Raw genomic sequence first — 25,731 nt, forward strand, 5'->3', positions numbered from 1 at the left:
GTTGCGACGCCGTGTCGGGCTGAGTGGACCTGAAGGGGCCTTGCGCCGTTTCTGGTCTTCACGCGCTCTTATTCCAAAAGGGGATCCATCCCCATGGGCCGAGGGGCGCCGCAGCGCCTTCGGAGTCCAATCTGGCAGGTCAGTTACATCGCTTCAGGAACACGCCCGTAAACAATGCTGATCTTGAGCAAGGCCTGCCGATGAAAGGGGCCGCCCAAGGCTCCGGCTCTGACGCCGCCAGCTTCGGCTGAAAGCTGCATAACCGCTTTTGGCTGCTTCTCCAAGCGAAATCGACCAAAAGCCTGTGCATGATCAGGCGGGCGCAAAGATCAGGGCCCGCTCATGCCCTCCGAGATCGTAACGACTCGCCTGCAATTCAAGGCCCCCGCCTGCCATGATCGAAGCGATATCCTGCTTCTGGCCGGCGCCGATTTCGAGAACGATAAAGCCTCCGGGCGCCAGAAGGGCCGGCAGGCTGCGGGCGAAGCATCGGTAAGGATCGAGCCCATCAGGCCCGCCATCGAGGGCGAGGCGCGGATCGTGCTCGCGCACCTCGACCGACAGCGTCGCGATGTCGGAGGACGGGATATAGGGCGGGTTCGAGACGATCAGGTCGAAAGGGCCACCCAGCCCTTCGGTCCAACGGCCCTGGCGGAAGGAAACCCGCCCGGCGACGCCGTTCCCTGCGGCGTTGCCGGCGGCGGTTTCGCAGGCTTCCGCTGAGAGATCGATGCCGAGCCCCGTCGCGTTCCGGCACTCGCTGAGCAGCGCGACGAGAAGGCAGCCCGTGCCGGTGCCCAGATCCAGGATCGACAGCGTCTCGTCCCGGCGTCCGCCCAACCGGTCCAATGCCGCCTCGACGATGGTCTCGCTGTCCGGCCGCGGCTCCAGCGTCGCCGGCGAGAGGCGGAAGGTAAGCCCCCAGAATTCACGCTCGCCGAGGACCCGCCAGACCGGCTCACCGGCGATCCGCCGATGCAGGAAACCGGCGAGCACCGCGGCGGTGGCGGGGTCGAGCGAACGATCCGGGTCGAGATGGCGCGTCTCCAGGGCCCCTTCGAGCAGAAGGCGCGCCTCGAGCCCGGCCGGCTCGATGCCGGCATGACGCAGGGCCCGGACGACAAGACGCCGCGCCTCCCTCACGGTCGGCACGGCGCCCTCCCCTAACCCCTCGACGGCCGCTCGGGCCGCTCGGTCAGTCGGGTTCAGCTGTTGCCCTGCATCTTCTGGTCGACGCACAGCTTCATCTTGGTGCGGAGCGAAGCCTTGCTCTCGCGAGCGCCCCTCATCTCCGTCTGGCAGGCCTTGCGGGCTTGAGCCTGGGTCATCGCTCCCTGAAGGGCCGCCGGCTTGCCGGACGTCACCTTGCGCATGGTCTGCTCCTGCGCCTGTGAAGCGCCGGACATGGCCAGAGCCATCAACCCGGCCATCGCGATCGTCGATACGGTCTTCATCATGGGAGGTTCCCCCGTTTGCTGGTGTCGATGCATCAGCAACGCGAGAAGGAGAATTTGGTTTCATCGCCGTCATTTTCCGGCGATTCCTTCTTCCAGAAGCAGCTTCGCCTGATGCTCGGCCGTCAGCGCATCGATGATCTCGTCGAGCACGAGCCCCTGCATCATCTCGTCGAGCTTGTAGAGGGTCAGGTTGATGCGGTGGTCGGTGACGCGCCCCTGCGGGAAGTTGTAGGTGCGGATGCGCTCGGAGCGGTCGCCGGAGCCGACCTGCGAACGTCGATCGGCCGAACGTTCGGCATCGATCCGCATCCGCTCCATGTCGTAGAGCTTGGCCCGCAGCAATTCATAGGCGCGCGCCTTGTTCTTGTGCTGCGAGCGCTCATCCTGGACCAGGACCACCGTGTTCGTCGGGATATGGGTCAGGCGGACGGCGGATTCGGTCTTGTTGACGTGCTGGCCGCCGGCGCCGCCCGAGCGCAAGGTGTCGATGCGGATATCGGCCTCGTTGAGCGCGATGTCGACCTCGCTCGCCAGCGGCAGCGTGGCGACGGTCGCGGCGGAGGTGTGGATGCGCCCGCTCCCCTCGGTATCGGGCACGCGCTGCACGCGGTGGACGCCGGATTCGAATTTCAGCCGGGCATAGACGCCGCGGCCGTTGATCTCGGCGATGACCTCCTTGTAGCCGCCCATCGTGCCTTCGCTCTCCGACAGGATCTCGACGCTCCAGCCCTTCTGCGCGGCGTGGCGCTGGTACATGCGCAGCAGGTCGCCGGCGAAGAGCGACGCCTCGTCGCCGCCGGTCCCGGCGCGGATCTCGATGATGACGCCACGCTCGTCGGCCGCGTCCTTCGGCAGCAGCGCGATCAGGATCTCGCGGGAGCGCGTCTCGATCTCGGCGCGGGCGGCATCGCGCTCCTCATAGGCCAGTTCGCGAAACTCAGGATCGGTCGCGGGGTCGGCGATCAGAGCCTCGGCCTCGGCCAGCGTCTCCTGAGCCTGGCGCCACGAGGCGATGGCGGCCACGACGGGATCGAGTTCCGACAGCTCCTTGGCAAGTTCGACCGTGCGCACCGGATCGGTGGCATGGTTGATCTCCTCGGTTGCGGCGGCGTGGCGAGCCACGATGCCGTCGAGACGATCCTGCGGAAGCTGTACGGACATGAGGGAACTCTGAAAACGATCTGAAAAGCGGGTCTCGCGGCGGGAAGCGACGCTAGACCGGCACCTTGAACTCGGAGGCGAAGGCCGCCAGCTGCGGGCGCAAATTGACCGCGCCTTCGGGTGAGGCGAGCATCCATTCGAGCCGCTCCCGGAGCTTGCCGGCATCGAGCCCGCGCAGCATCGCCTTGACCGGGCCGACCGAGGCCGCCGACATCGAGAAGGCGCGATAGCCCAGCCCGATCAACGCCATGGTCTCCAGCGGCTTGCCGCCCATCTCCCCGCAGACCGTGACCGGGCAACGCGCCTCGCTCGCCGCATCGACGATGCTCCGCAGGGCGCGCAGGGCGCCCACGCTGAGCGGATCGAAGCGGTCGGCGACGCGCTTGTTCTCGCGGTCGGCGGCGAAGAGGAACTGCATCAGGTCGTTGGTGCCGATCGAGAGGAAATCCGCCTCGCGGGCGATCTCGGGCAGTTCGAACAGCAGCGACGGCACCTCGACCATCACGCCAACGCGCAGATCACGCGGCGGCGCGACGCCCTGCTTCTCCAGCATGGCCTGCTCGCGGTGCAGGATCATGCGGGCCCGCCGGAATTCCTCGGTCGTCGCGACCATGGGCAGCATGATCTTGAGATCGCGACCGGCGCCGGCCCGCAACATCGCGCGCAACTGCGCCCGCAGCAGCCGCGGCTTGTCGAGGCCGATGCGGATCGCGCGCCAGCCCAGCGCCGGGTTCTCCTCCTCGATCCGCTCCATATAGGGCAGCACCTTGTCGCCACCGATATCGAGGGTGCGGAAGGTGACCGGGCGATGCTCGGCCGCATCGAGCACCGCGGCATAGAGCGCCTGCTGCTCGGCGGTGGTCGGCATGTGCTGCGCCACCATGAACTGCAATTCGGTGCGGAACAGCCCGATGCCGGAGGCGGCCGTCGCCGTGATGTTCGGCATGTCGACGATCAGCCCGGCATTGATCTGCAAGGTGATGCCGAGACCGTCCCTGGTGACGGCCGGCATCTCCTTCAGCTTCTCGTATTGCTTCTGCTTGCGCGCCCTCAGCCGGGCCTTGTCCTTGTAGGCGTTCTCGACATCGGGCTGCGGGCGGATCTGCACCTCGCCGGCCTGGCCGTCGACGATGATGGCATCGCCGGCCTGGACCAGCGCCGTGGCGTTGACGACCTCGCCGACAGCGGGGATGCCGAGCGCGCGGGCGACGATGGCGATGTGGCTGGTCGGCCCGCCCTCCTCCAGCAGGAGCCCGCGCAGACGGGAGCGGTCATAGTCGAGCAGGGCCGCCGGCCCCATCGAGCGTGCCACGAGGATGGCGTTCTCCGGCAGGTCCTCGCGCGCGACACCGTTGGCCTTGCCCGTCAATGTCCGCAGCAGGCGGTTGGCCAGATCGTCGAGATCGTGCAGGCGCTCGCGCAGATAGGGGTCGGTCTGGCGCAGCATCTTGGCGCGGGTGTCGGACTGGACGCGCTCGACCGCCGCCTCGGCGGTGAGGCCGGTCAGCACCACCTCGCGCATGCGGCGCAGCCAGCCCTGGTCATGGGCGAACATGCGGAAGGTTTCGAGCACGTCGCGATGCTCGCCGGTATGGGCGACGTCGCCGCGCTCGATCAATTCGTCGATCGAGGCCCGCATCTCGCCGATCGCCGCCTCCAGCCGCGTCACCTCGGCGGCAGGGTTCTCGGCGATGAGGTTGCTGATCGCGACGCGCGGCTCGTGCATCACGGCATGGCCGAGGCCGACGCCATCCGCCAGCGAGACACCGACGCCATGGATCGGCCGGTCGAGGCCAATCGAGGCGCCGGGCGCGGCCAGCGACTTCAGCCCGCCGGCCGCGATCATCTCCGCCATGATCATGGCGGTGGTCTGCAGCGTCTCGATCTCCTCCTCGGAATAGATCCGAGAGGCGCGATTCTGGATGACGAGCACGCCCATCACGGCGCCGCCACGCAGGATCGGCACACCCAGGAAGGAGCGATAGACTTCTTCGCCCGTCTCGGGGCGGTAGGAGAAGGCCGGATGCGCCTGCGCATCCGACAGGGCGAGCGCTTCGGCCTCGCTCGCGATCAGGCCGACGAGGCCTTCGCCGGCCCGCATCGTGGTGAGGTGGACCGCCTCGCGATTGAGGCCTTCGGTGGCATAGAGCTCGAGGGAGCCGTCCTCGCGCAGGACGTAGACCGAGCAGACTTCGGCGACGAGATTGCCGGCGATCAGGACGACGAGCCTGTCCAGCCGCTCCTGCGGGCTGATCGACGCCGCCATGACCTCGCGGAGGCGGCGCAAAAGGACGCCCGGTCCTCCGAGAGCGCCTCGCATCGATCTCAGCCCTCCGCCGCCTCCTCAGCCATCGACGATACGATGCCTGTCCAGACCCTGAGTCGCCCACCCGGATCACTGCGCCTTCTAGCGACCAAAGGCCGCCTTCGGCAAGGGCCGGTTGCGCCGGGCGCGGCACGATCAGCGATTCAGGCCAGATTTTCGCGATCGGCCCGGCAGGCAAGTCAGCGGACGGGCGTGGAATGCCCCGCATCGCCCGGATGCGGGCTCGCCTTGTGCCCGGCGGCGACCGCCCGACTCTTCGTATCCGTACGCCCGGGAACAGCGGCCCCCTTGGCGCGGCTCGCGCGCCTCGTCGCCGAATCACCCTTGGTCCTGGTCCCGGTCTTCCGGGGCGGCTCGACGGCGCCGGTGGACAGTGGCACGCCGGTGAGCGCTTCCAGATAGCGCCGCCGCCACCAGTCGATGTCGGTCGTCTCGATGACATGGTAGAGCTGCTCGAAGCGGCGGATGCGCTCGCTCTTCGGCATCGCCAACGCGGTGCGGATCGCCTCCGCCACCTCATGGGTGTCGTAGGGGTTGACGATCAGCGCCTCACCCATCTGCTGCGCGGCCCCGGCAAAGCGCGACAGCACCAGCACACCGGGATCCGCCGGGTCCTGCGCCGCGACATATTCCTTCGCGACGAGGTTCATGCCATCCCGCATCGGCGTGACCAGCCCGACCTGCGCGCGGCGATAGAAGCCGGCGAGCGCGGTGCGGGAATAGGCCTTCTTCACCACGCGGATCGGCGTCCAGTCGAATTCGCCGAGCTGGGCGTTGAGCCGCCCCGCCACCTCGTCGGACATCCGGTCGAGCTCGGCATATTCCGGCACGTCGCTGCGCGACGGCGGGGCGATCTGCAGCAGGCTGACATTGCCACGCTGCTCCGGATGGCTGCGCAGGAACTGGCCGAAGGCCTCCAGGCGCTGGACGATGCCCTTCGAGTAGTCGAGCCGGTCGACGCCGATCACCAGCTTGCGTTCGCCGAGCGATTCCCGCGTGGCCCTGAGCGGCGTCACCGCCCGGCGCACCGAGGCCGCGGCCAGGCGCCGGAAAGCCTCGACATCGATGCCGATCGGGAAGGCCTGCATCAGGGTCTCGCGCGCGCCGAGGCGCACACGCCGCCCTTCCTGGCGAGCGCCGCACAAATCGACGAGGCCGCCGATCAGATTGCGGACGTCGAGCTCGGTCTGCATGCCGATGAGATCGTAGGCGGCGAGCGTCCGGACCAGCGTGGCGCTGAACGGCAGGGCGCCCAGCACATCGGCGGAAGGCCAGGGAATGTGATGGAAATAGCCGATCCGGTTGGTGACACCGCGCCGGCGCAGCTCCGCCGCCAGCGGAATCAGGTGGTAGTCGTGAATCCAGATGACGTCGTCCGGCTGGATCAGCCCGGCCAGTGCCCGGGCGAAGCGGCGGTTGACGCCGAGATAGCCCATATAGTCGCTGCGCTGGAACTCGGTCAGCCCGAGCCGGTAATGCATGATCGGCCAGAGCGCGCGGTTGGAGAAGCCGAGATAATAGCTTTGGCGTTCGGCCTCGGTCAGATCGGTGACCGCGTAGGTCACGTTGCCGCGCTGGACCTGGCGGGTGTCCTCGCCGACTGCGCCGCTCCAGCCGAACCAGAGGCCGCCATATTTTTCGAGCGCCTCCCTCAGCGCGACCGCCAAGCCGCCCGCCGTCGCTTTTTCATAACGATCGGGGATGGTGACGCGGTTGGAAACGACGACAAGACGCATGGGCGACGAGTTCTCCGAGGAAGGCCGCCCGATTTTTGCCATGGGCGGCAGGAACAGAACGCCGCGAAAGGCGTAATGTTTCCGAGGTGCAGGGCCGGCTGCGTGACGCAGCGATGGCGGCCTTGCGGTGAAATCGTGTCCTGCATGTTAAGCATCCAGTACAGCGGCACAACCCCAAGGACGATTTTTCGGCGGCGGCGCTCCGCAAATTGTGAAAGAAAGGATTAGCGGATCGACTGGCCGTTCTTCTGCCTCCTTCTCCGCTCAGATACAGAACGATGACGACCTTGATCGAACCCGAATCTATCCATGAAATCCACGACATCGCTCAGACCGGGCAGCAGATCGCACTCTTTCTGGATTTCGACGGCACGCTCGTCGAGATCGCGCCTTCGCCGGAGGACGTGAAGCTCGACCGTCGCGTCGCGCCCGCGCTCGAGGCGCTGCGCCTCAAGCTCGGCGGCGCGCTGGCGCTGGTCTCCGGGCGCCCGATCGCGTTCCTCGACGAGATGCTGACTCCCTATCAGTTCGACATCGCCGGGTTGCATGGCGCCCAAATCCGGATGGGCGGCGCGCTTCGGGCGCAATCGGACGCGCCGGACAGCCTGCATGAAGCGCTGCGCGAGCTCGTCCGCTTCGCCAACAGCCATGTCGGCATCATCGTCGAGGACAAGCGGATCTCGGTGGCGCTGCACTGGCGGCTTGCCCCCACGCTCAAGGACGAGGCGCTCGACCTGATGCGCCGCACCGCCGCGAAGATGGGGCCGGGCGTGCGCCTGCAGGAAGGCAAATCGGTCGCCGAGATCGTCCCTGCGAATGCCAGCAAGGGCGGCGCCATCGCCTGGCTGATGGCGACGCCGACCTATGCCGCGCGCCTGCCGGTCTTCATCGGCGACGACATCACCGACGAGGACGGCTTCAAGACGGTGAACGCGATGGGTGGCCTGTCGGTGCGGATCGGCGCCGACCGCGAAAGCCATGCCATGCATCGCCTCGCCTCGCCGACGGCCTTGCACCGTATCCTTCTCGAAGCCGCCGAGAACGGCCACCTTTCCGCCGCCAGCTTCACCCAGGGCTGATCGGAGAATGTCCGCGTGTCCGAAGCGCGGACATTCTCCAGCTCTTCATTTCATTGCATTTTCTTCATGCGAACCGGTATCCGCGTCGCTTGAAAATGCTCTTGGACCGACCTGACGAGGACCGACCTGACCATGACCGTCACGACCACGGCCGCGGGGCAACACTCCGCCTCGCTCGACCTCGGTGTCATCGGCAACTGCTCGATCGCCGCGCTCATCGACCGGCGCGCCCGCATCGTCTGGGGCTGCTTCCCGCGCTTCGACCGCGATCCGGTCTTCTGCTCCCTGATCGACAACGAGGCGGACGATGGCGACGCGGAGCCGAAGAAGGGCTTCTTCGGCATCGAGCTCGTCGGCATGACGCGCTGCGAGCAGAGCTATCTCGACAACACCGCGATCCTCTCCTCCGTGCTGTCCGACGACCAGGGCAACGCCATCGAAATCCTCGATTTCGCGCCGCGCTTCGTGCGCTATGAGCGCTTCTTCCGGCCGCCGCAGATCGTGCGGCGGGTGCGGCGGGTGTCGGGACGGCCGCGCATCCGCGTCATGGTGAAGCCCTGCCTCGGCCTCGGCGAGCAGCCGGACGAGATCACGCGCGGTTCCAACCATGTCCGTTTCGTCGGCGCCGACCAGACCATCCGGCTGACGACGAACGCCCCGCTCTCCTATGTCGTGGAAGGCACGCCTTTCGCCGTCGACCAAGCCTATTCCTTCTTCATCGGCTCTGACGAGGCGCTGCGCGCCGAGATCGAGACCACGTCGCGCGAATTCCTCGACAAGACCACCGACTATTGGCGCGACTGGGTGCGCTCGCTCTCGATCCCCTTCGAGTACCAGCGCGAAGTGATCCGGGCCGCGATCACGCTGAAGCTCTGCGCTTTTGAGGAGACGGGCGCCATCGTCGCGGCGCTGACGACTTCGATTCCCGAGGCCCCCGGCACCCAGCGCAACTGGGACTACCGCTATTGCTGGCTGCGCGACGCCTACTTCGTCGTGCATGCGCTGAACCGCCTCGGCACGACGCGCACGATGGAGGACTATCTCGGCTTCATCACCAACATCGTCGACTCGTTCTCGGAGAGCGGCGCGGAGCACCTGCCGCCGCTCTATCCGATCACGCGCGGCGGGACGCTGACGGAGTTCGAGGCAACCAGCCTCTCCGGCTATCGCGGACACCGGCCGGTGCGCTTCGGCAATGGTGCGGCCGGGCAGATCCAGAACGACGGCTACGGTGCCGTGGTGCTGGCGGCGACGCATTCCTTCTTCGACCGGCGCCTGATCCAGCCCGGCAAGGACACGCTGTTCGAACAGCTCGAACGCATGGGAGCGCTGGCACTTGCCGTCTTCGACAAGCCCGATGCCGGCCCCTGGGAGCTGCGCGAGAAGGAAGCGGTGCACTCCTTCTCCAGCGTGATGTGCTGGGCGGCCTGCGATCGGCTGGCCCGCATCGCCGGCACGCTCGGCCGGGCCGACCGCAAGGAATACTGGAAGGGCGAGGCCAAGCGGCTCAAGAGCTTCATCGCCGAGCGGATCTGGAACGAGCAGAAGGGCCATTTCGTCTCGACCTTCGATGGCGAGGAGCTCGACGCGACACTGCTGCTCCTGGCCGAGCTCGGCTTCGTCAAGCCTGACGACGCCCGCTTCGTTGCCACCGTCGAAGCGATCGGGCGCGATCTCACGCGCGGCGATCTCCTGCTGCGCTACGCCACGCAGGACGATTTCGGCTATATGCACACCGGCTTCCTGATCTGCGCCTTCTGGTATGTCGATGCGCTGAACGCGATCGGACGCAGCGAGGAAGCCAAGGCGCTGTTCGAGCGCATCCTGCAGCGGCGCAACAGCTTCGGCCTGCTCTCCGAGGATGCCGACCTCAAGACCGGCGAGCTCTGGGGCAACTTCCCGCAGACCTATTCGATGGTCGGCATGATCAACTCGGCGATGCGGCTCAGCCGCAACTGGGAAGAGGCCTTCTGAGACGGCCCGCTCCCGGGACGGTCAGCGCGGCGCGCCGAAGCGAAAGGCGACCGGGATCACCCCATAGACCATCGCCAGCACCATGGGCGGCACGGCCAGCGCCGTGATGCCCAATGTGGGCCAGCCGGCGGTGAAGGGCGCCAGCACCGCCAGCACCAGATTGATGGCGGCATAGGCGCCGACGGTCGCGACGACCAGGAAGCGCAGGCGCGAGGCAAGGCGGGACGCGAAGGATGCGGTCATCGGCTTCTCCACATAACGGAACGTTCCGTTTCTATTGACCTTGAATTAAACGGTCCGTTTCGTTATGTCAAGAGGCCAAGCAGACGAGGTCAGACAGATGGAACCGAAGCCGAAGCGCCGTGCCTCGATCGGCGCCCGGCGTAGCCCGGAGACGGAAGCTGCCGTCAAGGCGGCTGCACGGGAACTGCTGGCGGAAAAGGGCTATGCCGGCTTCTCGATCGAGGAGGTCGCGCGCCGCGCCGGCGCCGGCAAGCCGACGATCTATCGCTGGTGGCCGAACAAGGCGGAGCTGTTCATCGCGATCTACGGTGTCGAGAAGGACGCCGCCATCCCGGTGCCGGATACCGGGTCGCTGCGCGAGGACCTGCTGCGCTACACCAGGGATCTCTGGCGCTTCTGGCGCGAGGATGCGGCAGGGCGCGTCTTCCGCGGGCTGATCGCCGAAGCACAGACCAGCGAGACGGCACTCGCCGCACTGCGCTTCAAGTTCATGCCGGAACGCCTCGCCTCGCCGCGCAGGATGTTCGTGCGTGCGGCAGAGCGAGGGGATATCGCGACCGACGAAATCGACGACCGGCTCGAACTCTGGGTCGGCTTCAACTGGCTGCACGTGCTGACCGACCGGCTGAGCGAGGAGGAGCCCTCGCTCAGCCGTAAGATCAATCTGCTCTGCCGCTGAGCCTCACTCCACCTTCGCCGCTGCGCGCATCACCGCGAGCGCCAGCACCTGCGCCGCCGGCACGAGGCTTTCGATCTCGAGGAACTCGTCCGGGGTGTGCGCCATGCCGCCGATCGGCCCGACGCTGCAGAGCGTCGGAGTGCCCTGCGCGGCCGTGAAGCCGGAATCGGCGCAGCCGCCGGTGAATTCCGCGGTGACGCCGATGCCGAAGGCGGCCGCCGCCTCGCGATAGGTGTCGTAGAGCGCAGCCGATTCCGAGGAGCGCTCCAGCGGCAGGAACTCGCCCTTGATCGAGAGCACGGCGCTGGTGCCGGCAACCTCCGGCGCTTCGATGATCGCCTTGATCTTGCCGACCATCTCGTCGCGCTGGGCGGCGGTGACGTAGCGCAGGTCGATCTCGCACCAGGCACTCGGAGCGATGGTGTTGACGGTCTGGCCGCCGCCGATCAGGCCGACATTGACGGTGATGCCCTTCTCCAGATCGGTGAGGCCCTGGAGCTTCGGGATCTTGTGGCCGAGATCGACGATGGCCGAGGCGCCCTTCTCGTAATTCGCGCCGGAATGGGCGGGCTTGCCGGTGAATTCGGCCCGCATGAAGACGCCGCCCTTGCGGCCGCTGGTGACCGACTGCTTGTGGTCCCTGGCGAAATCGGTACCGGCCGGCAGGCGGCTGGGCTCGGCATTGAAGACGCAGCGCGACTCGCGTGCGGCAGCCTCGATCACCGGCCGCGAGGACGGCGAGCCGATCTCCTCGTCGCTGGTCGTCAGCATCAGCAGAGGCGCGGCGAGCCCGCCCAATTCGGCGAAGGCGGCAGCCACGAAGGCCTCGATGACGAGGCCGCCCTTCATGTCGGCGACGCCCGGCCCATAGGCGCGCGCGCCCTTGATGGTGAAGGGGCGGCGCGTCGGCTCGCCCTGCGGAAAGACGGTGTCGCGATGGCCGAGCAGCAGGACGGGGCGCTGGTCATTGGCCGTCGGGTTGGGCAGGCGCGCCTTGACGGCATCGCCGAAGCGGCTGTCCGGCACGATCTCGACATCGAGCCCGTTGGCCTGATGGAAGCGGGCGATCACCTGCCCGGCCCGGTCGACGCCGGCCTTGTCGTAGGAGCCAGAGTCGGTGTCGACGAGCTCGCGCAACAGCGCGACCATGCCTTCCTTGCGGCTCGCCAGCCACTCGGTGACCTTCTTCTCTTCGGGGCTCAAGACGCTCATCGACTCACTCGCAATCGTTCCGAACGGGACAATGCCGGCAGCTTATCGGCTGAGCCGCCCGCGGCAACGGCAAACCGCGGTGGAGAGCCCCTTCATGCGGCGCATGCCGGGACCGCCCGGCCGCCGATCAATCGGCCCATTCGGGGTCGGTCGTGAAGGCGATGGTGAGCCAGCGGTCGGGCGTGTCGTCGCCGATCGCCTCGCCGACCTCGTCGCGAATGCGATCCCACTCCTCCAGCTTCTGCGCCGCTCCGCCCTTCGGCACGATGAAGAAGAGCTCGATCTGCCTGCCCCTGCCGACGCGCGCGACATAGGAGCGGTAGGAGGCGAAGCCGTAACGGCGGACGAAATCCTCTGCGACGGCATCGACATGCTGCTTCAGGTCGGACGGGGTCACCAGCAGGATGTCGGCGAAAGCCTGCTTGATCGTGCCGATCGGAACGGGAATCACCGCGATGCAGACCAGAGCCAGCGCCACCGGATCGACATAGGGCAGCATCCAGGCGAGCTTCGTGCCCTGGATCGCATAGCCGAAGCCGAAGGCGACGAGCAGCGCGCCGCTCAAGGCACCGGACATCAGCCAGGCCTTGGCGTCGAGCGCGACGAAATTCGACTGAAGGGTGCGGTTGGCCCGCGCGCCATAGATCGCCATGGCGAAGGCGATCAGCATCGTCAGCGCCGCGTAGATGATGGCGTAGTCGAAGGCGAGAAGCCGACCGCCGGCCATGATGCTGCCGATGGCATTGATCAGGGCGTAGATCGCCGCCCCGGTCAGCAGGACGCCATTGAGGCCGAGCACCATCGGCTCCAGATGCCAGAAGCCCATGGTGAAATGCTTGACCAGCTTGCTGCCGGCGGCTCCGTCCGCCGTCGAGGAGACGATCAGGGTCGAGACCAGCAGCGCGACGATCGTCATGATCGCGTCGGTCAGGGCGTAGACGCCGTCGAAGACGATCGCGAAGGAACCGGAGAGAAGGCCGAAGACGATGCCTGCGGCCGCCAGCAGGAAGGTGACGGCGATCGAGAGGCGCAGAACGCTTTGCTCGGTCTTCACGACAAGCCCCTTCTTCCGGCCCATCTGTACCACGCCCAGGCTGCCGCACGCCATTTGGCGCCCTGGCGGCAATCGGCCTGCCCGATCAGACGAAGCCGAGCGCCCAGGCGGTGGCGTAGACGACCGTGCCCGCCGCCATCGGGACGAGCGGGTTCACCTTGGACCGGTAGGTGACGATCGCGGTCGCGGCGGTGACCGCATAACCGAAGACACCGGCATCGGCCGCGATTGCCGCGACAAGGCCGCTCGCCAGCATGAGGCCGAGCGCAATCGGCACCAGCGCCAGCGTGACGATCCTGACGATGCGATTGTCGCGATAGCGCTGCAGGCCGCGGCTGCAGACGAAGGTCAACACGGACGATGGCAGCAGGATCGCAAGGGTCGCGACGAGCAGGCCCGCCGTCCCGGCCATGTGCCAGCCGACGACGCTCGCCAGCATGACGTTCGGCCCCGGCGCCGCCTGCGCGATGGCGAAGAGTCGGGCGAAGGTCGGCGCATCCATCCAGGCGAGGACATCGACGAGCTGGCGGTGGATCTCCGGCACCACCGCATTGGCGCCGCCGATCGCCATCAGCGAGATCGCGCCGAAGGTGATGGCGAGCTGGCCGAGGACACCGCGCTCCATCAGACCCGCCTCGCGCTCAACGATGCCGCGACCAGGCCGAGCGGCACCAGCACCAGCAGGGCCGGCAGCATCGGCAGCCTGAGAATACCGACGGCGAGAAAGGCGGCAGCGGCCATGATCCAGGCCCAGCGGGCAAGCCCGGCGCGGGTGAGGAGCCGGGCGGCGGTGCCGAGGATGAGCCCGGCCGCGCTTGCCGCCGCCCCGGTCAGGGCGATCTGCGCCAGCGGATGGTTCGAAACCGCGTCGTAGATGTTCGCGATGGCGACGAGCACCAGCAGCGGCATGGCCATCAGGGCGACAAGGCACGTCAGGGCGCCGATCGGTCCCCGGAAGCGATCCCCCAGCATCACGGCCACGTTGACCGTGTTCGCGCCTGGAAGCGCCTGGCAGATGCCCATCAACTCGGCATAGCCGCGATCGTCGAGCCAGCCGCGTTCGGCGACGATGATATGGCGCGCAATGGGTCCGACGCCGCCGAAGCCCATCAGCCCGATCTTGAGGAAGCCCGTGAAGAGCGCCGGCAATCCCGGCCGTAGAGCGGACGTGGACGCGCTTGCGGACATGCAGCCCTCGTCAGCGGCGCGCTTCCATCGCCATGCGCAGGGCGAAACCGGCCAGCACCGTGCCCATCAGCCAGCGCTGCACCAGCGACCAGAAGGGCCGCGTCCGCAGGAACAGCGCGATGCTGCCCGCCGCCGTCGCGATCAGGGCGTTGACGCTGCCGCTGATGGCGATCTGGATGAAACCGAGCACCATGGACTGGCCGAGGACATCGCCCGCGGCCGGGTCGATGAATTGCGGCAGCAGCGCGAGATAGAACATCGCGATCTTCGGATTGAGCAGGCTGGTCAGGAAGCCCATGGCGAAGAGCTTGCGAGGGCCGTCATGCGGCAGGTCGCGGACATGGAAGGGCGAGCGGCCACCGGGGCGCACCGCCTGCCAGGCAAGCCAGAGCAGATAGGCGGCGCCGCCGAGCCTCAGCGCGTCATAGGCATAGGGCACAGCGAAAAGCAGGGCCGTGATGCCGAAGGCCGCGCAGAACATGTAGACGAAGAAGCCGAGGATAACGCCGCCGAGCGAAATCAGCCCCGCCGCCCTGCCCTGCGCGATCGAGCGCGAGATCAGGTAGATCATGTTGGGGCCTGGGGTCAGCACCATGCCGAGCGCGATCAGGGCGAAGGTGAGGAGTGTGGTCGTCTCGGGCATGGGCGGGCGCTCCGGCGGGGTCCAGCGCTTGGAGCATGGATCGCCAGAGCCAGCAATCGCCGCGGCTGCCGGAGCGGCCATGCACGCTTTCGATACCCCGGAAGCCCCCCGCGACGGAACCGGCGGGGCTTGCCGCCCGTTGTCGCCCGCAAGCGGATTGGGGGAAGACATGACGCTGTTCAGCCGGCTGCTCTACACCATCATCGCCTTCGCGCTGCTCGGCGCCGCGATTATCCTGATCGGCGTCGCGGTCTGGCGCACCGCGCATGGCTTCTGGACCGGCGATGGCGGTCTCGACACGATGCTCGACGCGATCGGTCTCATCATCATCGCGGTCGCCGTCTCCGATGTGGGCAAGTTCCTGTTCGAGGAGGAGGTGGTGGCCGACCGCGAGATGCGCCACCCTGCCGAGGCGCGGGGATCGCTGACCAAGTTCATGTCGATCATCATCGTGGCGCTGGCGCTGGAAGCGCTGGTGCTGATCGCCAAGACCACCCGCGAGACGCTGAGCGAGATCGTCTATCCCGGCCTTGTGATGCTGCTCGCGATCTTCGCGCTGGTCGGCCTCGGCCTGTTCCAGAAACTCAGCCAGCATGCGACGGCTTCGGTTCCGCCCGATCATGAGGAGCGGGACGAGCGGTCGAAGCAGCGTGCAATGACGCCCCTTTCGGCGGAGAAAGCCGGCTGAGATCCAAGGCGGATGGAGGGGCCAAAAAGGGCGCACCGCGCTTATGCCATAGCGGCACCGCACAACAGCGCCTCTTCATCGACCTGTCGCCGCGCAGCCTAGCGTGCTTCGTCGACCAGAAGGAGATCGGTGTCCTCCGGCCTGGCTCCGGCGGCCGTCAGCATCGCATGGATCTGGCCGCGATGGTGGGTCTGGTGATTGAACATATGAGCGATGACGAAGGCACGCGGCTTGCCGATCTCACGGCCGGCGCGACCGAAGTACCAGATCAGCGTGCCGCGCAGCCAATCAGCCTCGACCGCATCCGTCCAGGCGAGGATGGCAGCGTCCCGTTCGCGGCGCCGGGCGCAGAATGCGCTCCAGTCATCGACATAGATTACGGAGTCGCGGCCGCTGATCGGCGGCTTGGCGGAACCTGTCAGGCGGCTGAGCCAGGTCTCATCGCCCCAGAGGAGATGATTGAAGGTGCCGTGGATCGACTTGAAGAAGGCGCCGCGGTCTAGCCGGCGCTCCGCGTCGGTCAGCCCGTCGGCGGCCGCCATCAGGCTCTCGTTCTGCCAGGCATTGTAGCGGGCCATGGTCCGGACGAAGGCGGGATCGACCATCGCGGCCTCCTTCTCAGGCGATCTTGCTCAGATGATGTTGGCCTCGGCGAGGGGCCTGCCGGCAACGATGCGCTCATGGCCGAGATCGGCAAGATCGAGCGAGCGATAACGGCCATGCGCGATGTGCTCGGCGATGCCGCGCCCCACGGCCGGGGATTGCTGCAGGCCATGGCCGGAGAAGCCATTGGCGAGATAGAGGTTCGGCAGGCCGACCGCCGGGCCGACAATGGCGTTATGGTCGAGCCCGCACATGTCGTAGGGGCCGGCCCAGGCACGGCCGGGCTTGATCTGCTCGAAGGCCGGGATGCGATGGGCCAGCGGGGCCCAGACCGCCTCCTCGAAGAAGGGCCAGTCGACATCCTCCACGCCCGGATCGGTTTCGACCCATTCGACATCCTGCTCGGGCGTCAGCGGCGAGCAGCTGCCGATGAAGAGTTGCCCTTCGGCCGTGCGCTGACCTTCCGGCCGGCACCAGGCGCCGTTCGTGTCGATCAGGAGCGGACAATTCCCGACATCGCCCTTGCAGGTGAAGGTGAAGACATAGCGCTTCATCGATTTGACGGGGATCGCGATGCCTGCCGTCGCCGCCAGCCTGGCGCCATGGGTGCCGCTGGCATTGACGACCGCGCCGCAGGCGATGCGGCTGCCATCGGCGAGCTCGACGCCGGTGACGCGACCGCCCTCCGTGAGATAGCTGATGACCTCGCCCTGGCGATATTCGATGCCGAGGCTGCGCGCCTTCTTGCGAAAGGCTTGCAGCAAGGCCCAGCCGTCGAACCAGCCCTCGCCGCTGACGCCATAGGTGCCGCAAGCGAGGTCGGAGGTGTTCAGCCAGGGGAATTTGCTGCGCAGCATTTCTGCAGCATAAAGCGCGATATCGGCGCCTTCCTTCTGCTGAAGCCTTTGATTCGCTTCGAGAATCCCTTTCCCCTCCTCGCCGGCGAGGTAGAGGTATCCGCCCTCGTGGAGATCGATCGCCGGCACCTCGCCATCGACCGAGAGATGGGTGCCGATGCTGCGCAAAAACGCGATGCCGTAGAGCGAGACGCGGATGTTCACCGCGCTCGAGAATTGCTGGCGGATCGAGGCTGCCGAGAGCGCCGAGGCGGAGTAGCGGTAGGTCGGGTCCTTCTCGACGACAACGACCTTGCCGGAGAAGCCGGGATCGGCCGCAAGATGATAGGCGACTGAGGAGCCGATCGCGGCACCGCCGCAAATCACGACATCGGCGGTCTCGGAGACGGACGGCATGGCGGGCCTCGCGCGACGACTCCGCAGGGAGCCGGGTTGGTGAATTCCGCGCATGAATGACGTGGCTGGGAGCGCTTGTCGAGAGGGGCGCTATCCCACAGGCGCGCACTCCGCCAACAGCCAGTCGCGGAAAGCGGTGACGGCCGGCAGGTTCGCCTTCTCCTCGGGATAGACCAGATAATAGCCTTCCTGCCCGATCAGCGAACGGTCGATCGGGATGACGAGCGCGCCCGAGCGCAACTCCTCCTCGACGAGGAAGCGCGGCACGATGGCGAGGCCGAGCCCCGCGACCGCCGCCTGCGAGACCATGGCGAACTGCTCGAAGCGCGGCCCCACCAGCGCGCGCTGCGGCGGCAGGCCCTGCTGCTCCAGCCAGTTGGCCCAGGCACGCGGCCGCGTCGATTGCTGCAGCAGCGGCGCCTTCAGCATGTCGGCCGGCTCGGCGATCCCGAAGCGGGCGACGAGAGCGGGCGAGGCGACCGGCACGATCTCCTCCCCCATCAGCCGGTGCAGCCGCGCCCCCGGCCAGACCGGATCCCCGAAATGGACGGCGGCGTCGAGCGGCTCGCGGCTGAAATCGAAGGGCACGAGCTTGGTGGCGAAGTTGATGGTGATGCCGGGATGGGCTTCGGTGAAGCGTGGCAGGCGCGGGATCAGCCAGCGCGTGCCGAAGGTCGGCAGAATGGCGAGGTTGAGCACACCGGCCGCGCCCCTGAAGGCCATGGCGGATACGGTGGCGGCAGCGAGCCGCGACAGCCCTTCGCGAACCTCCGCGGCATAGGCCGCGCCGGCGGCGGTGAGGCTGACACGCTTCTTGACGCGCTCGAACAGGCTGACGCCGAGAGCCCCTTCGAGCTGGGCGACCTGCCGGCTGACGGCGCCCTGCGTCAGGCTCAGCTCCTCGGCGGCACGGGTGAAGCTGCCATGCCGGGCCGCCGCCTCGAAGGCAGCGAGCGCCGAGAGCGAGGGCACCGACAGACGGCCGGGAATGAGGACATCATCCATGACTAGAACTCACCAAGTGGTGAGAACATATCGATTGCCCCAAGGATAAGAAAGAGGGCATTCTCCCGGCCTCAAGCGCGGCGCCTTCGGTTTCCGCGCCCCTCTGCCATGCGCCCCGGGGCCTCTCCCCTGCGGCACTGCGACCGTTTTGGAAGACAAAGATGGCCACATCCCTGCCGAAAGACACGCTCGCCCTGCTCAAGCGCCTCGGCGTCTCCGAGAGCGCCTATGCGGATGCCGGCCTGTCGGCGCGCTCGCCAATCACCGGCGAGACCGTCGTGACCCTGCGCGAGACCTCCCCGGCCGAGGCCGAGGCCGCGATCGGCCGGGCCCAGTCCGCCTATCTCGCCTGGCGCAAGGTGCCGGCGCCGCGCCGCGGCGAGTTCGTCCGCCTGCTCGGCGAAGAGCTGCGCGCCGCCAAGGCCGATCTCGGCCTGCTGGTGACGCTCGAAGCCGGCAAGGTCACCTCCGAGGGCCTCGGCGAGGTCCAGGAGATGATCGATATCTGCGACTTCGCCGTCGGCCTCTCGCGCCAGCTCTACGGCCTGACCATCGCGACCGAGCGCCCGAACCATCGCATGATGGAGACCTGGCATCCGATCGGCGTCGTCGGCGTCATCTCGGCCTTCAACTTCCCGGTGGCGGTCTGGTCCTGGAACGCGGCGCTCGCCTTCGTCTGCGGCGACAGCGTCGTCTGGAAGCCTTCCGAGAAGACCCCGCTCACCGCGCTGGCCGTGCAGGCCATCGTCGAGAAGACGATGAAGCGCTTCGGCCCGGAAGCTCCGATCGGCCTGTCGGAAATCCTGATTGGCGGCCGCGAGATCGGCGACATCCTGGTCCAGGATCACCGCGTTCCGGTCGTCTCGGCCACCGGCTCGACCCGCATGGGCAAGGAAGTCGGCCAGAAGCTCGCCGCGCGCTTCGCCCGCGCCATCCTGGAGCTCGGCGGCAACAACGCCGCGATCGTCGCCCCCTCGGCCGATCTCGACATCGCGCTGCGCGGCATCGCCTTCGCGGCGATGGGCACCGCCGGCCAGCGCTGCACCACGCTGCGCCGCCTGATCGTGCATGAAAGCATCTATGATGCGCTCGTGCCGAAGCTCGCCAAGGTCTATGCCAGCGTGAAGATCGGCGATCCCCGCGAGGCCGGTGTGCTGGTCGGCCCGCTGGTCGACGAGGCTGCTTATCAGGGCATGCAGAAGGCACTCTCCGAGGCCAAGGCCGAAGGCGGCAAGGTCCATGGCGGCGAGAAGGTCGATGTCGGCGCTGGCGGCTTCTACGTCCGTCCGGCGCTGGTCGAGATGCCCAGGCAGTGCGGCCCGGTCGAGCGCGAGACCTTCGCCCCGATCCTCTATGTGATGAAGTACAAGTCCATCGACGAGGCGATCGCGATCCAGAACGCCGTCGGCGCCGGCCTGTCCTCCTCGATCTTCACGCTGAACATGCGCGAGGCCGAGCTCTTCGTCTCGGACGAGGGTTCGGATTGCGGCATCGCCAACGTCAATATCGGCCCCTCGGGCGCCGAGATCGGCGGGGCGTTCGGCGGCGAAAAGGAGACGGGCGGCGGCCGCGAGGCGGGCTCCGACGCCTGGAAGGCCTATATGCGCCGCGCCACCAACACGCTGAACTACGGCACCACCTTGCCGCTGGCACAGGGCGTCAGCTTCGACGTGGATGCGTGATCGGTAGAACTGAACAGCAACCGTCATTGCGAGCGTAGCGAAGCAATCCAGGAGCGGCAGCGCTCTACGTCCCCCTGGATTGCTTCGTCGCTCCGCTCCTCGCAATGACGGTTATTGAGAACAAGACGGGAGACGAACACCATGGCCGGCAGCCACAAGCTCGCGAAGTTCACCTGGGACGATGCCTATCTGCTCGACGAGCAGCTGAACGAGGACGAGCGGCTGATCCGCGACACGGCCCGCGCCTATGCGCAGGAGAAGCTCCAGCCGCGCGTGAACGAAGCCTATCTCGACGAGAAGACCGACCGTTCGATCTTCAACGAAATGGGCGAGCTCGGCCTGCTCGGCGTCACCGTCCCCGAGGAGTATGGCTGCGCCGGCGCCAACTACGTCTCCTACGGGCTCGTCGCCCGCGAGGTCGAGCGCATCGACTCCGGCTATCGCTCGATGATGTCGGTGCAGTCCTCGCTGGTGATGTACCCGATCTATGCCTATGGCAGCGAAGAGCAGCGCAAGAAGTACCTGCCGAAGCTGGGCTCGGGCGAATGGGTCGGCTGCTTCGGCCTGACCGAGCCGGATGCCGGCTCCGATCCCGGCGGCATGAAGACCCGCGCCGAGAAGGTCGCCGACGGCTACAGGCTGACGGGATCGAAGATGTGGATATCGAACTCGCCGATCGCCGACGTCTTCGTCGTCTGGGCGAAATCATCAGCGCATGACAACCAGATCCGCGGCTTCATCCTCGAGAAGGGCATGAAGGGCCTGTCCGCGCCGAAGATCGGCGGCAAGCTTTCGCTCCGCGCCTCGATCACCGGCGAGGTCGTCATGGACGGCGTCATCGTGCCGGAAGAGAACCTGCTGCCGAACGTCTCGGGCCTGTCGGGCCCGTTCGGCTGCCTCAACCGCGCCCGCTACGGCATCTCCTGGGGCGTGATGGGCGCCGCCGAGGATTGCTTCCACCGCGCCCGCCAGTACGGGCTCGACCGCAAGCAGTTCAACAAGCCCCTCGCCCAGACGCAGCTCTACCAGAAGAAGCTCGCGGACATGCTGACCGAGATCACGCTCGGCCTGCAGGGTAGCTTGCGCGTCGGGCGCCTGCTCGACGAGGGCAAGATGGCCCCGGAGATGATCTCGCTGGTGAAGCGCAACAATTGCGGCAAGGCGCTCGACATTGCCCGCCAGGCCCGCGACATGCATGGCGGCAACGGCATCCAGATCGAGTATCAGGTGATGCGCCACGCCGCGAACCTCGAGACGGTGAACACCTATGAGGGCACGCATGACGTCCACGCGCTGATCCTTGGCCGGGCGATCACCGGCCTGCAGGCGTTCTTCTGAGCCCTTCCGCCCCCCTCCGCGTCATCCCGGGCGACCGCAGGTCGACCCGGGATCCATTCCGGAACATCGCCGATCGGCGGTCAGGCATGGATCCCGGGTCTGCGCTTCGCTCCGGCCGGGATGACGGCGCGGACATACGATGATGTCTCAATCCCCTCCCCTCGCCGGCCTGCGCGTCCTCGAACTGGCGCGCATCCTCGCAGGTCCCTGGATCGGCCAGTTGTTGGCCGATCTCGGCGCCGATGTCGTCAAGGTCGAGGCACCCGAGGGCGACGACACCCGCAAATGGGGCCCGCCCTTCGTCGAGGGTGCCGAGGGCGAGAACCTCTCGGCCGCCTATTTCCACTCGGCCAATCGCGGCAAGCGCTCGATCACGGCCGATTTCCGCACGGCGGAAGGGCAGGCGCTGGTCAAGCGGCTCGCCGCCCATGCCGATGTGGTGGTCGAGAATTTCAAGGTCGGCGGCCTCGAAAAATACGGGCTCGACGCCGCTTCGCTCCGCAAGGAATTCCCGCGCCTCGTCTATTGCTCCGTCACCGGCTTCGGGCAGGACGGCCCCTATGCGCCGCGCGCCGGCTACGACTTCCTCGTCCAGGGCATGGGCGGGCCGATGTCGGTCACCGGCGAGCCCGCGGGCGCGCCGATGAAGGCGGGCTATGCCGTCGCCGACATCTTCACCGGCCTCTATGCCTCCAACGGCATCCTCGCGGCGCTGCGCCGTCGCGACCTCACCGGCGAGGGCGCGACGCTCGACATGGCGCTGCTCGACACGCAGATCGCCGTGCTCGGCAACCAGGCGATGAACTATCTGGTCGGCGGCCAGCCCCCGGCGCGGCTCGGCAACGCCCATCCCAACATCGTCCCCTATGACGTGTTTCCGGTCGCGGACGGCCACATCATCATCGCCACCGGCAATGACGGGCAATGGCGCAAGCTCTGCGAGGTTCTGGGCGAACCGACGCTGGCCGAGGAGCCCGACTACATCGACAACCGCTCGCGGGTGAAGAACCGCGTCGCTCTGACCGAGCGTTTGCACCGGCTTTGCCAGCGTTATGCCAAGCTCGACCTGCTGGCGGCGCTGGAGAAGGTCGGCGTCCCGGCCGGACCGATCAACGACATCGGCGAAGTCTTCGCCGATCCACAAGTGATCGCGCGCGGCGTCAAGGTCGATCTGCCGAGCGCAGCCGCGAAGGCAGGCCATATTCCAACCGTCGCCTCGCCCATCGTCATGGATGGCGTGCGGCAAGTGGCTGAGCGCACGAGCCCACGGCTCGGCGAGCATGCCGACGAGATTCTGAACGATCCGGCCTGGGGAGGGCCGCAGCATGGCTAATCGTACTGGCGGGCAGATCCTCGTCGACCAGCTCATCCTCCACGGCGCCACAGACGCCTTCTGCGTGCCGGGCGAGAGCTATCTCGCCGTGCTCGACGCGCTGCACGACGCCTCGATGAAGGTCACCATCTGCCGGGCCGAGGGCGGCGCCTGCATGATGGCCGAGGCCGCCGGCAAGCTGACCGGCAAGCCCGGCATCTGCTTCGTCACGCGCGGTCCCGGCGCCACCAACGCCTCGCCCGGCGTCCATATCGCCGATCAGGATTCGACGCCGCTCATCCTCTTCGTCGGCCAGATCGACCAGAGCATGCGTGAGCGCGAGGCCTTTCAGGAGCTCGACTACCGCGCCGTCTTCGGCACCATGACGAAATGGGCGACCGAGATCGACGATGCCGCGCGCATCCCCGAGATCATCAGCCGCGCCTTCCATATCGCGACCTCGGGCCGCCCCGGCCCGGTGGTGATCGCCTTGCCCGAGAACATGCTGACCGACATCGCCGATGTCGCCGACGCCGAGCCCTATCAGGTCACGGAAACGCACCCCTCCCTGACCCAGACCATCGAATTGCAGAAGCGGCTCTGGGCGGCGAAGAAGCCGATCGCGATTCTCGGCGGCTCGCGCTGGAATCCGCAGGCGATCGAGCGCTTCCAGCGCTTCGCCGAACGCTTCGACCTGCCCGTCGCGGTCTCCTTCCGCCGGCAGATGCTGTTCCCGGCCGATCATCCGAACTTCGCCGGCGATCTCGGCATCGGCCCGAACCCTAAGCTGCTCGCCCGCATCAAGGAGAGCGACCTCGTCCTGCTGGTCGGCGGCCGCCTCTCGGAGATGCCGAGCCAGTCCTATACGCTGTTCGGCATTCCCAATCCCGGACGCCCGCTCGTCCATGTCCATCCGGACCCGGAGGAGCTCGGCCGCGTCTACCGGCCGACGCAGGCGATCAACGCCACGCCGACCGCCTTCTGCGCGGCGCTGGAGACCGTGCATCCGCCGCAAACGATCCCCTGGGCCGGCGCGGCTGCCGAAGCCCATGAGGCCTATCTCGCCTGGAGCGAGCAGCCCGCGCCCGTCGCGGGCGCCTTCCATCCCGGCGAGATGGTGCGCTGGTTGAGGAGCCGCCTGCCCGACGACGCGATCCTGTGCAACGGCGCCGGTAACTATGCGACCTGGGTGCACCGCTTCCATCGCTTCAACAAGTTCGCGACGCAGCTCGCCCCGACCTCGGGCTCGATGGGCTATGGCGTCCCGGCCGCGATCGGCGCCAAGCGGATCTTCCCGGAGCGAACCGTCGTCGCCTTCGCCGGCGATGGCTGCTTCCTGATGAACGGGCAGGATTTCGCCACCGCCGTGCAATACGACCTGCCCGTCATCGTCGTGGTGGTCGATAACGGCATGTACGGCACAATCCGCATGCATCAGGAACGGGAATATCCCGGCCGCGTCTCCGCGACGACGCTGAAGAACCCGGATTTCGCCGCCTATGCCAAGGCCTTCGGCGGCCATGGCGAGCGCGTCGAGAAAACCGAGGACTTCGCCGCCGCCTTCGAGCGCGCCGTCGCCTCGGGCAAGCCCGCGATCATCCACTGCCTGCTCGACCCCGAGGCGATCACCCCGGCGAAGTCGCTCTCGACCATCCGGGCGGAAGCGCTGGCAGCGCAGGGCAAGGCCTGAGATGAAACAGCGGCCCGCCACGCGATGCGGGCCGCTCCTGGCGGCGATGCCCGGGCAAGTTGAACCGGCGCGGAGTACGCAACCGCGACCGGGAGAGATTCAAGGCGACAGGATCAGGTAACCTCCGCTTAAGCGCGCGTGTGCCGCGCATCAGCCATGTCATTGAATTTTCGCGTAGATGGGCTAACTTCCTCTCGGGGGAAAGGCTACCGCTCATGGCATTTCGCGCGATCTCGCTTGCCGGCCTGGCTACGATTCTGAGTATCACCGCCTTGCCGGCCCATGCCGCCGGGTTTTTCGACGATCTCGCGCGAGCCTTTTTGGGAGCCCCTCCACGGCCCCAGGCCGTGGAGCCGTACAACCCGCTCAGCGTCACAGTGAAGCCGCGGCGGCAGAAGAGCGTTCGCGCCAAGGCTGCACCGGTCGAGGCTCGGTCGACACCGAAACCACCGGTGGTGCAGCTCGATCCCTCGAGCGACCCATACTGGTATCTCAAGGATCCCACGATGCGGCGCGGCGATATCGTGGTGACCGATCGCGGCGTGCTTGTCTACCAGGGCAGGAACGCGGACGCGATGCGCCGGTCCGATTTCGCCGGCCTCGGCAGCGGCGATGCGAAGAGCTGGAAACGGAAGCTGCAAGCCGCCGCCGCCGGAGCGCGCACCATGTTCAGCCCCGGAGCGACCAGAGTCAGAACCATGACGGCGGAAACCGTCGAGGAACTCAAGATCGTCGAACCCTAGACATCATACAGCTCTGGAAGCTGTCGGGCATGCCGATCAGGGAGAGGCAACCTGATCGGCAACGGGTTTCAGGTGCCGTTACGACCAGCGCCGGCCGAACCACATCCGGCCAAGCAGGCCGTCGCGCCAGAGCAGCATATGGACGGCAACCGCCGCCACATGCACGACGCCGAGCCCGATGAGGATATTGCCGAACTGGTCGTGCAGCCACAGCATCCGCCGGTAGACGGCCGGGTCGGGGCCGATCGGATGCGGCACCGGAAACAGCCCGAAATAGAGCGTGGGTATCTGGATCGGCGCCGCCGCCGCCATCAGCAGGCCGGTGACCGGCAAGGCGATGATGCAGAGATAGAGCGCGGCATGGACGAGCGATGCGGCGCCGCGCAGCCAGGGATTGTCGTTCTCCGGGCCGGGCTGGCGCAGGGCGACGCGCAGGAGGAGCCGCAGCAGGACGAAGGCCGCGACCGTCAGCCCGACCGATTTATGAAGCTGGTAGAGCTCGAAGCGCGAGAGAAGGTCGCGCTTCTCGTCCAGCATGGGGCCGGAAACCCAGAACTGAAACAGGATCAGCAGGAAGGTCAGCCAGTGCAAGGCGACGCTGGCCGGATGCCAGCGCAGCGGCTCGCCCGGCGTTCCCTTCGCCGCGTTGTCTCCACGCAAACCGG

Annotated in this window: 24 protein-coding genes; 9 read left to right on the forward strand and 15 right to left on the reverse strand. The window is 67.2% G+C overall.

The window, feature by feature from the left end; genetic code table 11:
* Positions 1 to 312 precede the first annotated feature (312 nt).
* The 5 genes from prmC to AB6806_RS12955 form a co-directional block, all read right to left on the reverse strand.
* Positions 313 to 1,152, reverse strand: a complete 840-nt coding sequence (gene prmC, locus AB6806_RS12935) for a peptide chain release factor N(5)-glutamine methyltransferase (protein WP_370954720.1) — start codon at positions 1,150 to 1,152, stop codon at positions 313 to 315.
* A 53-nt stretch (positions 1,153 to 1,205) separates the two neighbouring features.
* Positions 1,206 to 1,457, reverse strand: coding sequence for a hypothetical protein (locus AB6806_RS12940; RefSeq protein WP_038360676.1), 252 nt, complete (start codon positions 1,455 to 1,457; stop codon positions 1,206 to 1,208).
* 69 nt (positions 1,458 to 1,526) lie between these two features.
* Complete coding sequence (gene prfA, locus AB6806_RS12945) at positions 1,527 to 2,618, reverse strand: peptide chain release factor 1 (protein ID WP_112763017.1); 1,092 nt, start codon at positions 2,616 to 2,618, stop codon at positions 1,527 to 1,529.
* Between the two features lie 52 nt (positions 2,619 to 2,670).
* The gene (ptsP, locus tag AB6806_RS12950) at positions 2,671 to 4,938 is read right to left on the reverse strand and encodes a phosphoenolpyruvate--protein phosphotransferase (RefSeq protein ID WP_038360671.1); all 2,268 of its coding nucleotides are present in this window, start codon (positions 4,936 to 4,938) and stop codon (positions 2,671 to 2,673) included.
* 185 nt (positions 4,939 to 5,123) lie between these two features.
* Positions 5,124 to 6,680 carry an alpha,alpha-trehalose-phosphate synthase (UDP-forming) gene (locus tag AB6806_RS12955; RefSeq protein ID WP_112763018.1) on the reverse strand — a complete coding sequence of 519 codons (1,557 nt, stop codon included), beginning with the start codon at positions 6,678 to 6,680 and terminating at the stop codon, positions 5,124 to 5,126.
* Between the two features lie 278 nt (positions 6,681 to 6,958).
* Between AB6806_RS12955 and otsB the strand changes: the two genes are divergently transcribed.
* Positions 6,959 to 7,759, forward strand: coding sequence for a trehalose-phosphatase (gene otsB / locus AB6806_RS12960; RefSeq protein ID WP_370954721.1), 801 nt, complete (start codon positions 6,959 to 6,961; stop codon positions 7,757 to 7,759).
* 132 nt (positions 7,760 to 7,891) lie between these two features.
* Positions 7,892 to 9,733 carry a glycoside hydrolase family 15 protein gene (locus AB6806_RS12965; RefSeq protein ID WP_370954722.1) on the forward strand — a complete coding sequence of 614 codons (1,842 nt, stop codon included), beginning with the start codon at positions 7,892 to 7,894 and terminating at the stop codon, positions 9,731 to 9,733.
* A gap of 21 nt (positions 9,734 to 9,754) precedes the next feature.
* Here AB6806_RS12965 and AB6806_RS12970 read toward each other — a convergent pair whose 3' ends face one another.
* Entirely contained in the window at positions 9,755 to 9,976 is a 222-nt protein-coding gene (locus AB6806_RS12970) for a putative antibiotic biosynthesis monooxygenase (protein ID WP_038360666.1), read from the reverse strand.
* Positions 9,977 to 10,073: 97 nt separating this feature from the next.
* On the opposite strand from AB6806_RS12970, the gene AB6806_RS12975 reads away from it, so the two are divergent.
* Positions 10,074 to 10,655, forward strand: coding sequence for a TetR/AcrR family transcriptional regulator (locus AB6806_RS12975; protein ID WP_370954723.1), 582 nt, complete (start codon positions 10,074 to 10,076; stop codon positions 10,653 to 10,655).
* A 3-nt stretch (positions 10,656 to 10,658) separates the two neighbouring features.
* Here the strand turns inward: AB6806_RS12975 and AB6806_RS12980 are convergent, their stop codons facing one another.
* From AB6806_RS12980 to AB6806_RS13000, 5 genes are all read right to left on the reverse strand, one after another.
* Entirely contained in the window at positions 10,659 to 11,867 is a 1,209-nt protein-coding gene (locus AB6806_RS12980; protein ID WP_370954724.1) for a M20 family metallopeptidase, read from the reverse strand.
* Between the two features lie 127 nt (positions 11,868 to 11,994).
* Positions 11,995 to 12,921 carry a cation diffusion facilitator family transporter gene (locus AB6806_RS12985; protein WP_038362191.1) on the reverse strand — a complete coding sequence of 309 codons (927 nt, stop codon included), beginning with the start codon at positions 12,919 to 12,921 and terminating at the stop codon, positions 11,995 to 11,997.
* An 85-nt stretch (positions 12,922 to 13,006) separates the two neighbouring features.
* Complete coding sequence (locus tag AB6806_RS12990; RefSeq protein ID WP_112763024.1) at positions 13,007 to 13,546, reverse strand: chromate transporter; 540 nt, start codon at positions 13,544 to 13,546, stop codon at positions 13,007 to 13,009.
* Positions 13,546 to 14,109 (reverse strand): chromate transporter, encoded by a 564-nt coding sequence (locus AB6806_RS12995; RefSeq protein ID WP_038360655.1) that lies wholly within the window; start codon positions 14,107 to 14,109, stop codon positions 13,546 to 13,548. Before AB6806_RS12995 ends, AB6806_RS12990 begins: the two co-directional genes overlap by 1 nt.
* Before the next feature lie 10 nt (positions 14,110 to 14,119).
* On the reverse strand, positions 14,120 to 14,752 hold the full coding sequence (locus tag AB6806_RS13000; RefSeq protein ID WP_038360652.1) for a LysE family translocator: 633 nt from the start codon (positions 14,750 to 14,752) through the stop codon (positions 14,120 to 14,122).
* Positions 14,753 to 14,921: 169 nt separating this feature from the next.
* On the opposite strand from AB6806_RS13000, the gene AB6806_RS13005 reads away from it, so the two are divergent.
* Complete coding sequence (locus tag AB6806_RS13005) at positions 14,922 to 15,440, forward strand: hypothetical protein (RefSeq protein ID WP_038360649.1); 519 nt, start codon at positions 14,922 to 14,924, stop codon at positions 15,438 to 15,440.
* Positions 15,441 to 15,538: 98 nt separating this feature from the next.
* Here the strand turns inward: AB6806_RS13005 and AB6806_RS13010 are convergent, their stop codons facing one another.
* The 3 genes from AB6806_RS13010 to AB6806_RS13020 form a co-directional block, all read right to left on the reverse strand.
* Positions 15,539 to 16,045, reverse strand: coding sequence for a DinB family protein (locus AB6806_RS13010; RefSeq protein WP_370954725.1), 507 nt, complete (start codon positions 16,043 to 16,045; stop codon positions 15,539 to 15,541).
* Between the two features lie 27 nt (positions 16,046 to 16,072).
* On the reverse strand, positions 16,073 to 17,296 hold the full coding sequence (locus AB6806_RS13015; protein ID WP_191124508.1) for an NAD(P)/FAD-dependent oxidoreductase: 1,224 nt from the start codon (positions 17,294 to 17,296) through the stop codon (positions 16,073 to 16,075).
* Between the two features lie 90 nt (positions 17,297 to 17,386).
* On the reverse strand, positions 17,387 to 18,301 hold the full coding sequence (locus AB6806_RS13020) for a LysR family transcriptional regulator (protein WP_038360641.1): 915 nt from the start codon (positions 18,299 to 18,301) through the stop codon (positions 17,387 to 17,389).
* Between the two features lie 161 nt (positions 18,302 to 18,462).
* Between AB6806_RS13020 and amaB the strand changes: the two genes are divergently transcribed.
* The 5 genes from amaB (at position 18,463) to AB6806_RS13045 (ending at position 25,066) form a co-directional block, all read left to right on the forward strand.
* Positions 18,463 to 19,983 (forward strand): L-piperidine-6-carboxylate dehydrogenase, encoded by a 1,521-nt coding sequence (amaB, locus tag AB6806_RS13025; RefSeq protein WP_142019943.1) that lies wholly within the window; start codon positions 18,463 to 18,465, stop codon positions 19,981 to 19,983.
* Between the two features lie 141 nt (positions 19,984 to 20,124).
* A complete protein-coding gene (locus tag AB6806_RS13030; RefSeq protein ID WP_112763029.1) occupies positions 20,125 to 21,321 on the forward strand; it encodes an acyl-CoA dehydrogenase in 1,197 nt (398 codons plus the stop codon).
* Between the two features lie 139 nt (positions 21,322 to 21,460).
* Positions 21,461 to 22,654, forward strand: a complete 1,194-nt coding sequence (locus tag AB6806_RS13035) for a CaiB/BaiF CoA transferase family protein (protein WP_370954726.1) — start codon at positions 21,461 to 21,463, stop codon at positions 22,652 to 22,654.
* On the forward strand, positions 22,647 to 24,323 hold the full coding sequence (locus tag AB6806_RS13040; protein WP_113254202.1) for a thiamine pyrophosphate-binding protein: 1,677 nt from the start codon (positions 22,647 to 22,649) through the stop codon (positions 24,321 to 24,323). Before AB6806_RS13035 ends, AB6806_RS13040 begins: the two co-directional genes overlap by 8 nt.
* 215 nt (positions 24,324 to 24,538) lie before the next feature.
* A complete protein-coding gene (locus tag AB6806_RS13045; RefSeq protein WP_142019940.1) occupies positions 24,539 to 25,066 on the forward strand; it encodes a hypothetical protein in 528 nt (175 codons plus the stop codon).
* A gap of 78 nt (positions 25,067 to 25,144) precedes the next feature.
* On the opposite strand, the gene AB6806_RS13050 is transcribed toward AB6806_RS13045, so the two are convergent.
* Positions 25,145 to 25,726 (reverse strand): cytochrome b, encoded by a 582-nt coding sequence (locus AB6806_RS13050; RefSeq protein ID WP_185747768.1) that lies wholly within the window; start codon positions 25,724 to 25,726, stop codon positions 25,145 to 25,147.
* Positions 25,727 to 25,731: the final 5 nt, after the last annotated feature.

It is taken from the genome of Allobosea sp. RCC_152_1, assembly GCF_041360765.1.
GTDB lineage: Bacteria > Pseudomonadota > Alphaproteobacteria > Rhizobiales > Beijerinckiaceae > Allobosea > Allobosea spartocytisi.

Coding starts and splice junctions, on each gene's coding strand:
- AB6806_RS12940 (WP_038360676.1), bottom strand. CDS start 1,457: ATGATGAAGACCGTATCGACGATCGCGATGGCCGGGTTGATGGCTCTG.
- prfA (WP_112763017.1), bottom strand. CDS start 2,618: ATGTCCGTACAGCTTCCGCAGGATCGTCTCGACGGCATCGTGGCTCGC.
- ptsP (WP_038360671.1), bottom strand. CDS start 4,938: ATGCGAGGCGCTCTCGGAGGACCGGGCGTCCTTTTGCGCCGCCTCCGC.
- AB6806_RS12955 (WP_112763018.1), bottom strand. CDS start 6,680: ATGCGTCTTGTCGTCGTTTCCAACCGCGTCACCATCCCCGATCGTTAT.
- otsB (WP_370954721.1), top strand. CDS start 6,959: ATGACGACCTTGATCGAACCCGAATCTATCCATGAAATCCACGACATC.
- AB6806_RS12965 (WP_370954722.1), top strand. CDS start 7,892: ATGACCGTCACGACCACGGCCGCGGGGCAACACTCCGCCTCGCTCGAC.
- AB6806_RS12970 (WP_038360666.1), bottom strand. CDS start 9,976: ATGACCGCATCCTTCGCGTCCCGCCTTGCCTCGCGCCTGCGCTTCCTG.
- AB6806_RS12975 (WP_370954723.1), top strand. CDS start 10,074: ATGGAACCGAAGCCGAAGCGCCGTGCCTCGATCGGCGCCCGGCGTAGC.
- AB6806_RS12980 (WP_370954724.1), bottom strand. CDS start 11,867: ATGAGCGTCTTGAGCCCCGAAGAGAAGAAGGTCACCGAGTGGCTGGCG.
- AB6806_RS12990 (WP_112763024.1), bottom strand. CDS start 13,546: ATGGAGCGCGGTGTCCTCGGCCAGCTCGCCATCACCTTCGGCGCGATC.
- AB6806_RS12995 (WP_038360655.1), bottom strand. CDS start 14,109: ATGTCCGCAAGCGCGTCCACGTCCGCTCTACGGCCGGGATTGCCGGCG.
- AB6806_RS13000 (WP_038360652.1), bottom strand. CDS start 14,752: ATGCCCGAGACGACCACACTCCTCACCTTCGCCCTGATCGCGCTCGGC.
- AB6806_RS13005 (WP_038360649.1), top strand. CDS start 14,922: ATGACGCTGTTCAGCCGGCTGCTCTACACCATCATCGCCTTCGCGCTG.
- AB6806_RS13010 (WP_370954725.1), bottom strand. CDS start 16,045: ATGGTCGATCCCGCCTTCGTCCGGACCATGGCCCGCTACAATGCCTGG.
- AB6806_RS13015 (WP_191124508.1), bottom strand. CDS start 17,296: ATGCCGTCCGTCTCCGAGACCGCCGATGTCGTGATTTGCGGCGGTGCC.
- AB6806_RS13020 (WP_038360641.1), bottom strand. CDS start 18,301: ATGGATGATGTCCTCATTCCCGGCCGTCTGTCGGTGCCCTCGCTCTCG.
- amaB (WP_142019943.1), top strand. CDS start 18,463: ATGGCCACATCCCTGCCGAAAGACACGCTCGCCCTGCTCAAGCGCCTC.
- AB6806_RS13030 (WP_112763029.1), top strand. CDS start 20,125: ATGGCCGGCAGCCACAAGCTCGCGAAGTTCACCTGGGACGATGCCTAT.
- AB6806_RS13035 (WP_370954726.1), top strand. CDS start 21,461: ATGATGTCTCAATCCCCTCCCCTCGCCGGCCTGCGCGTCCTCGAACTG.
- AB6806_RS13040 (WP_113254202.1), top strand. CDS start 22,647: ATGGCTAATCGTACTGGCGGGCAGATCCTCGTCGACCAGCTCATCCTC.
- AB6806_RS13045 (WP_142019940.1), top strand. CDS start 24,539: ATGGCATTTCGCGCGATCTCGCTTGCCGGCCTGGCTACGATTCTGAGT.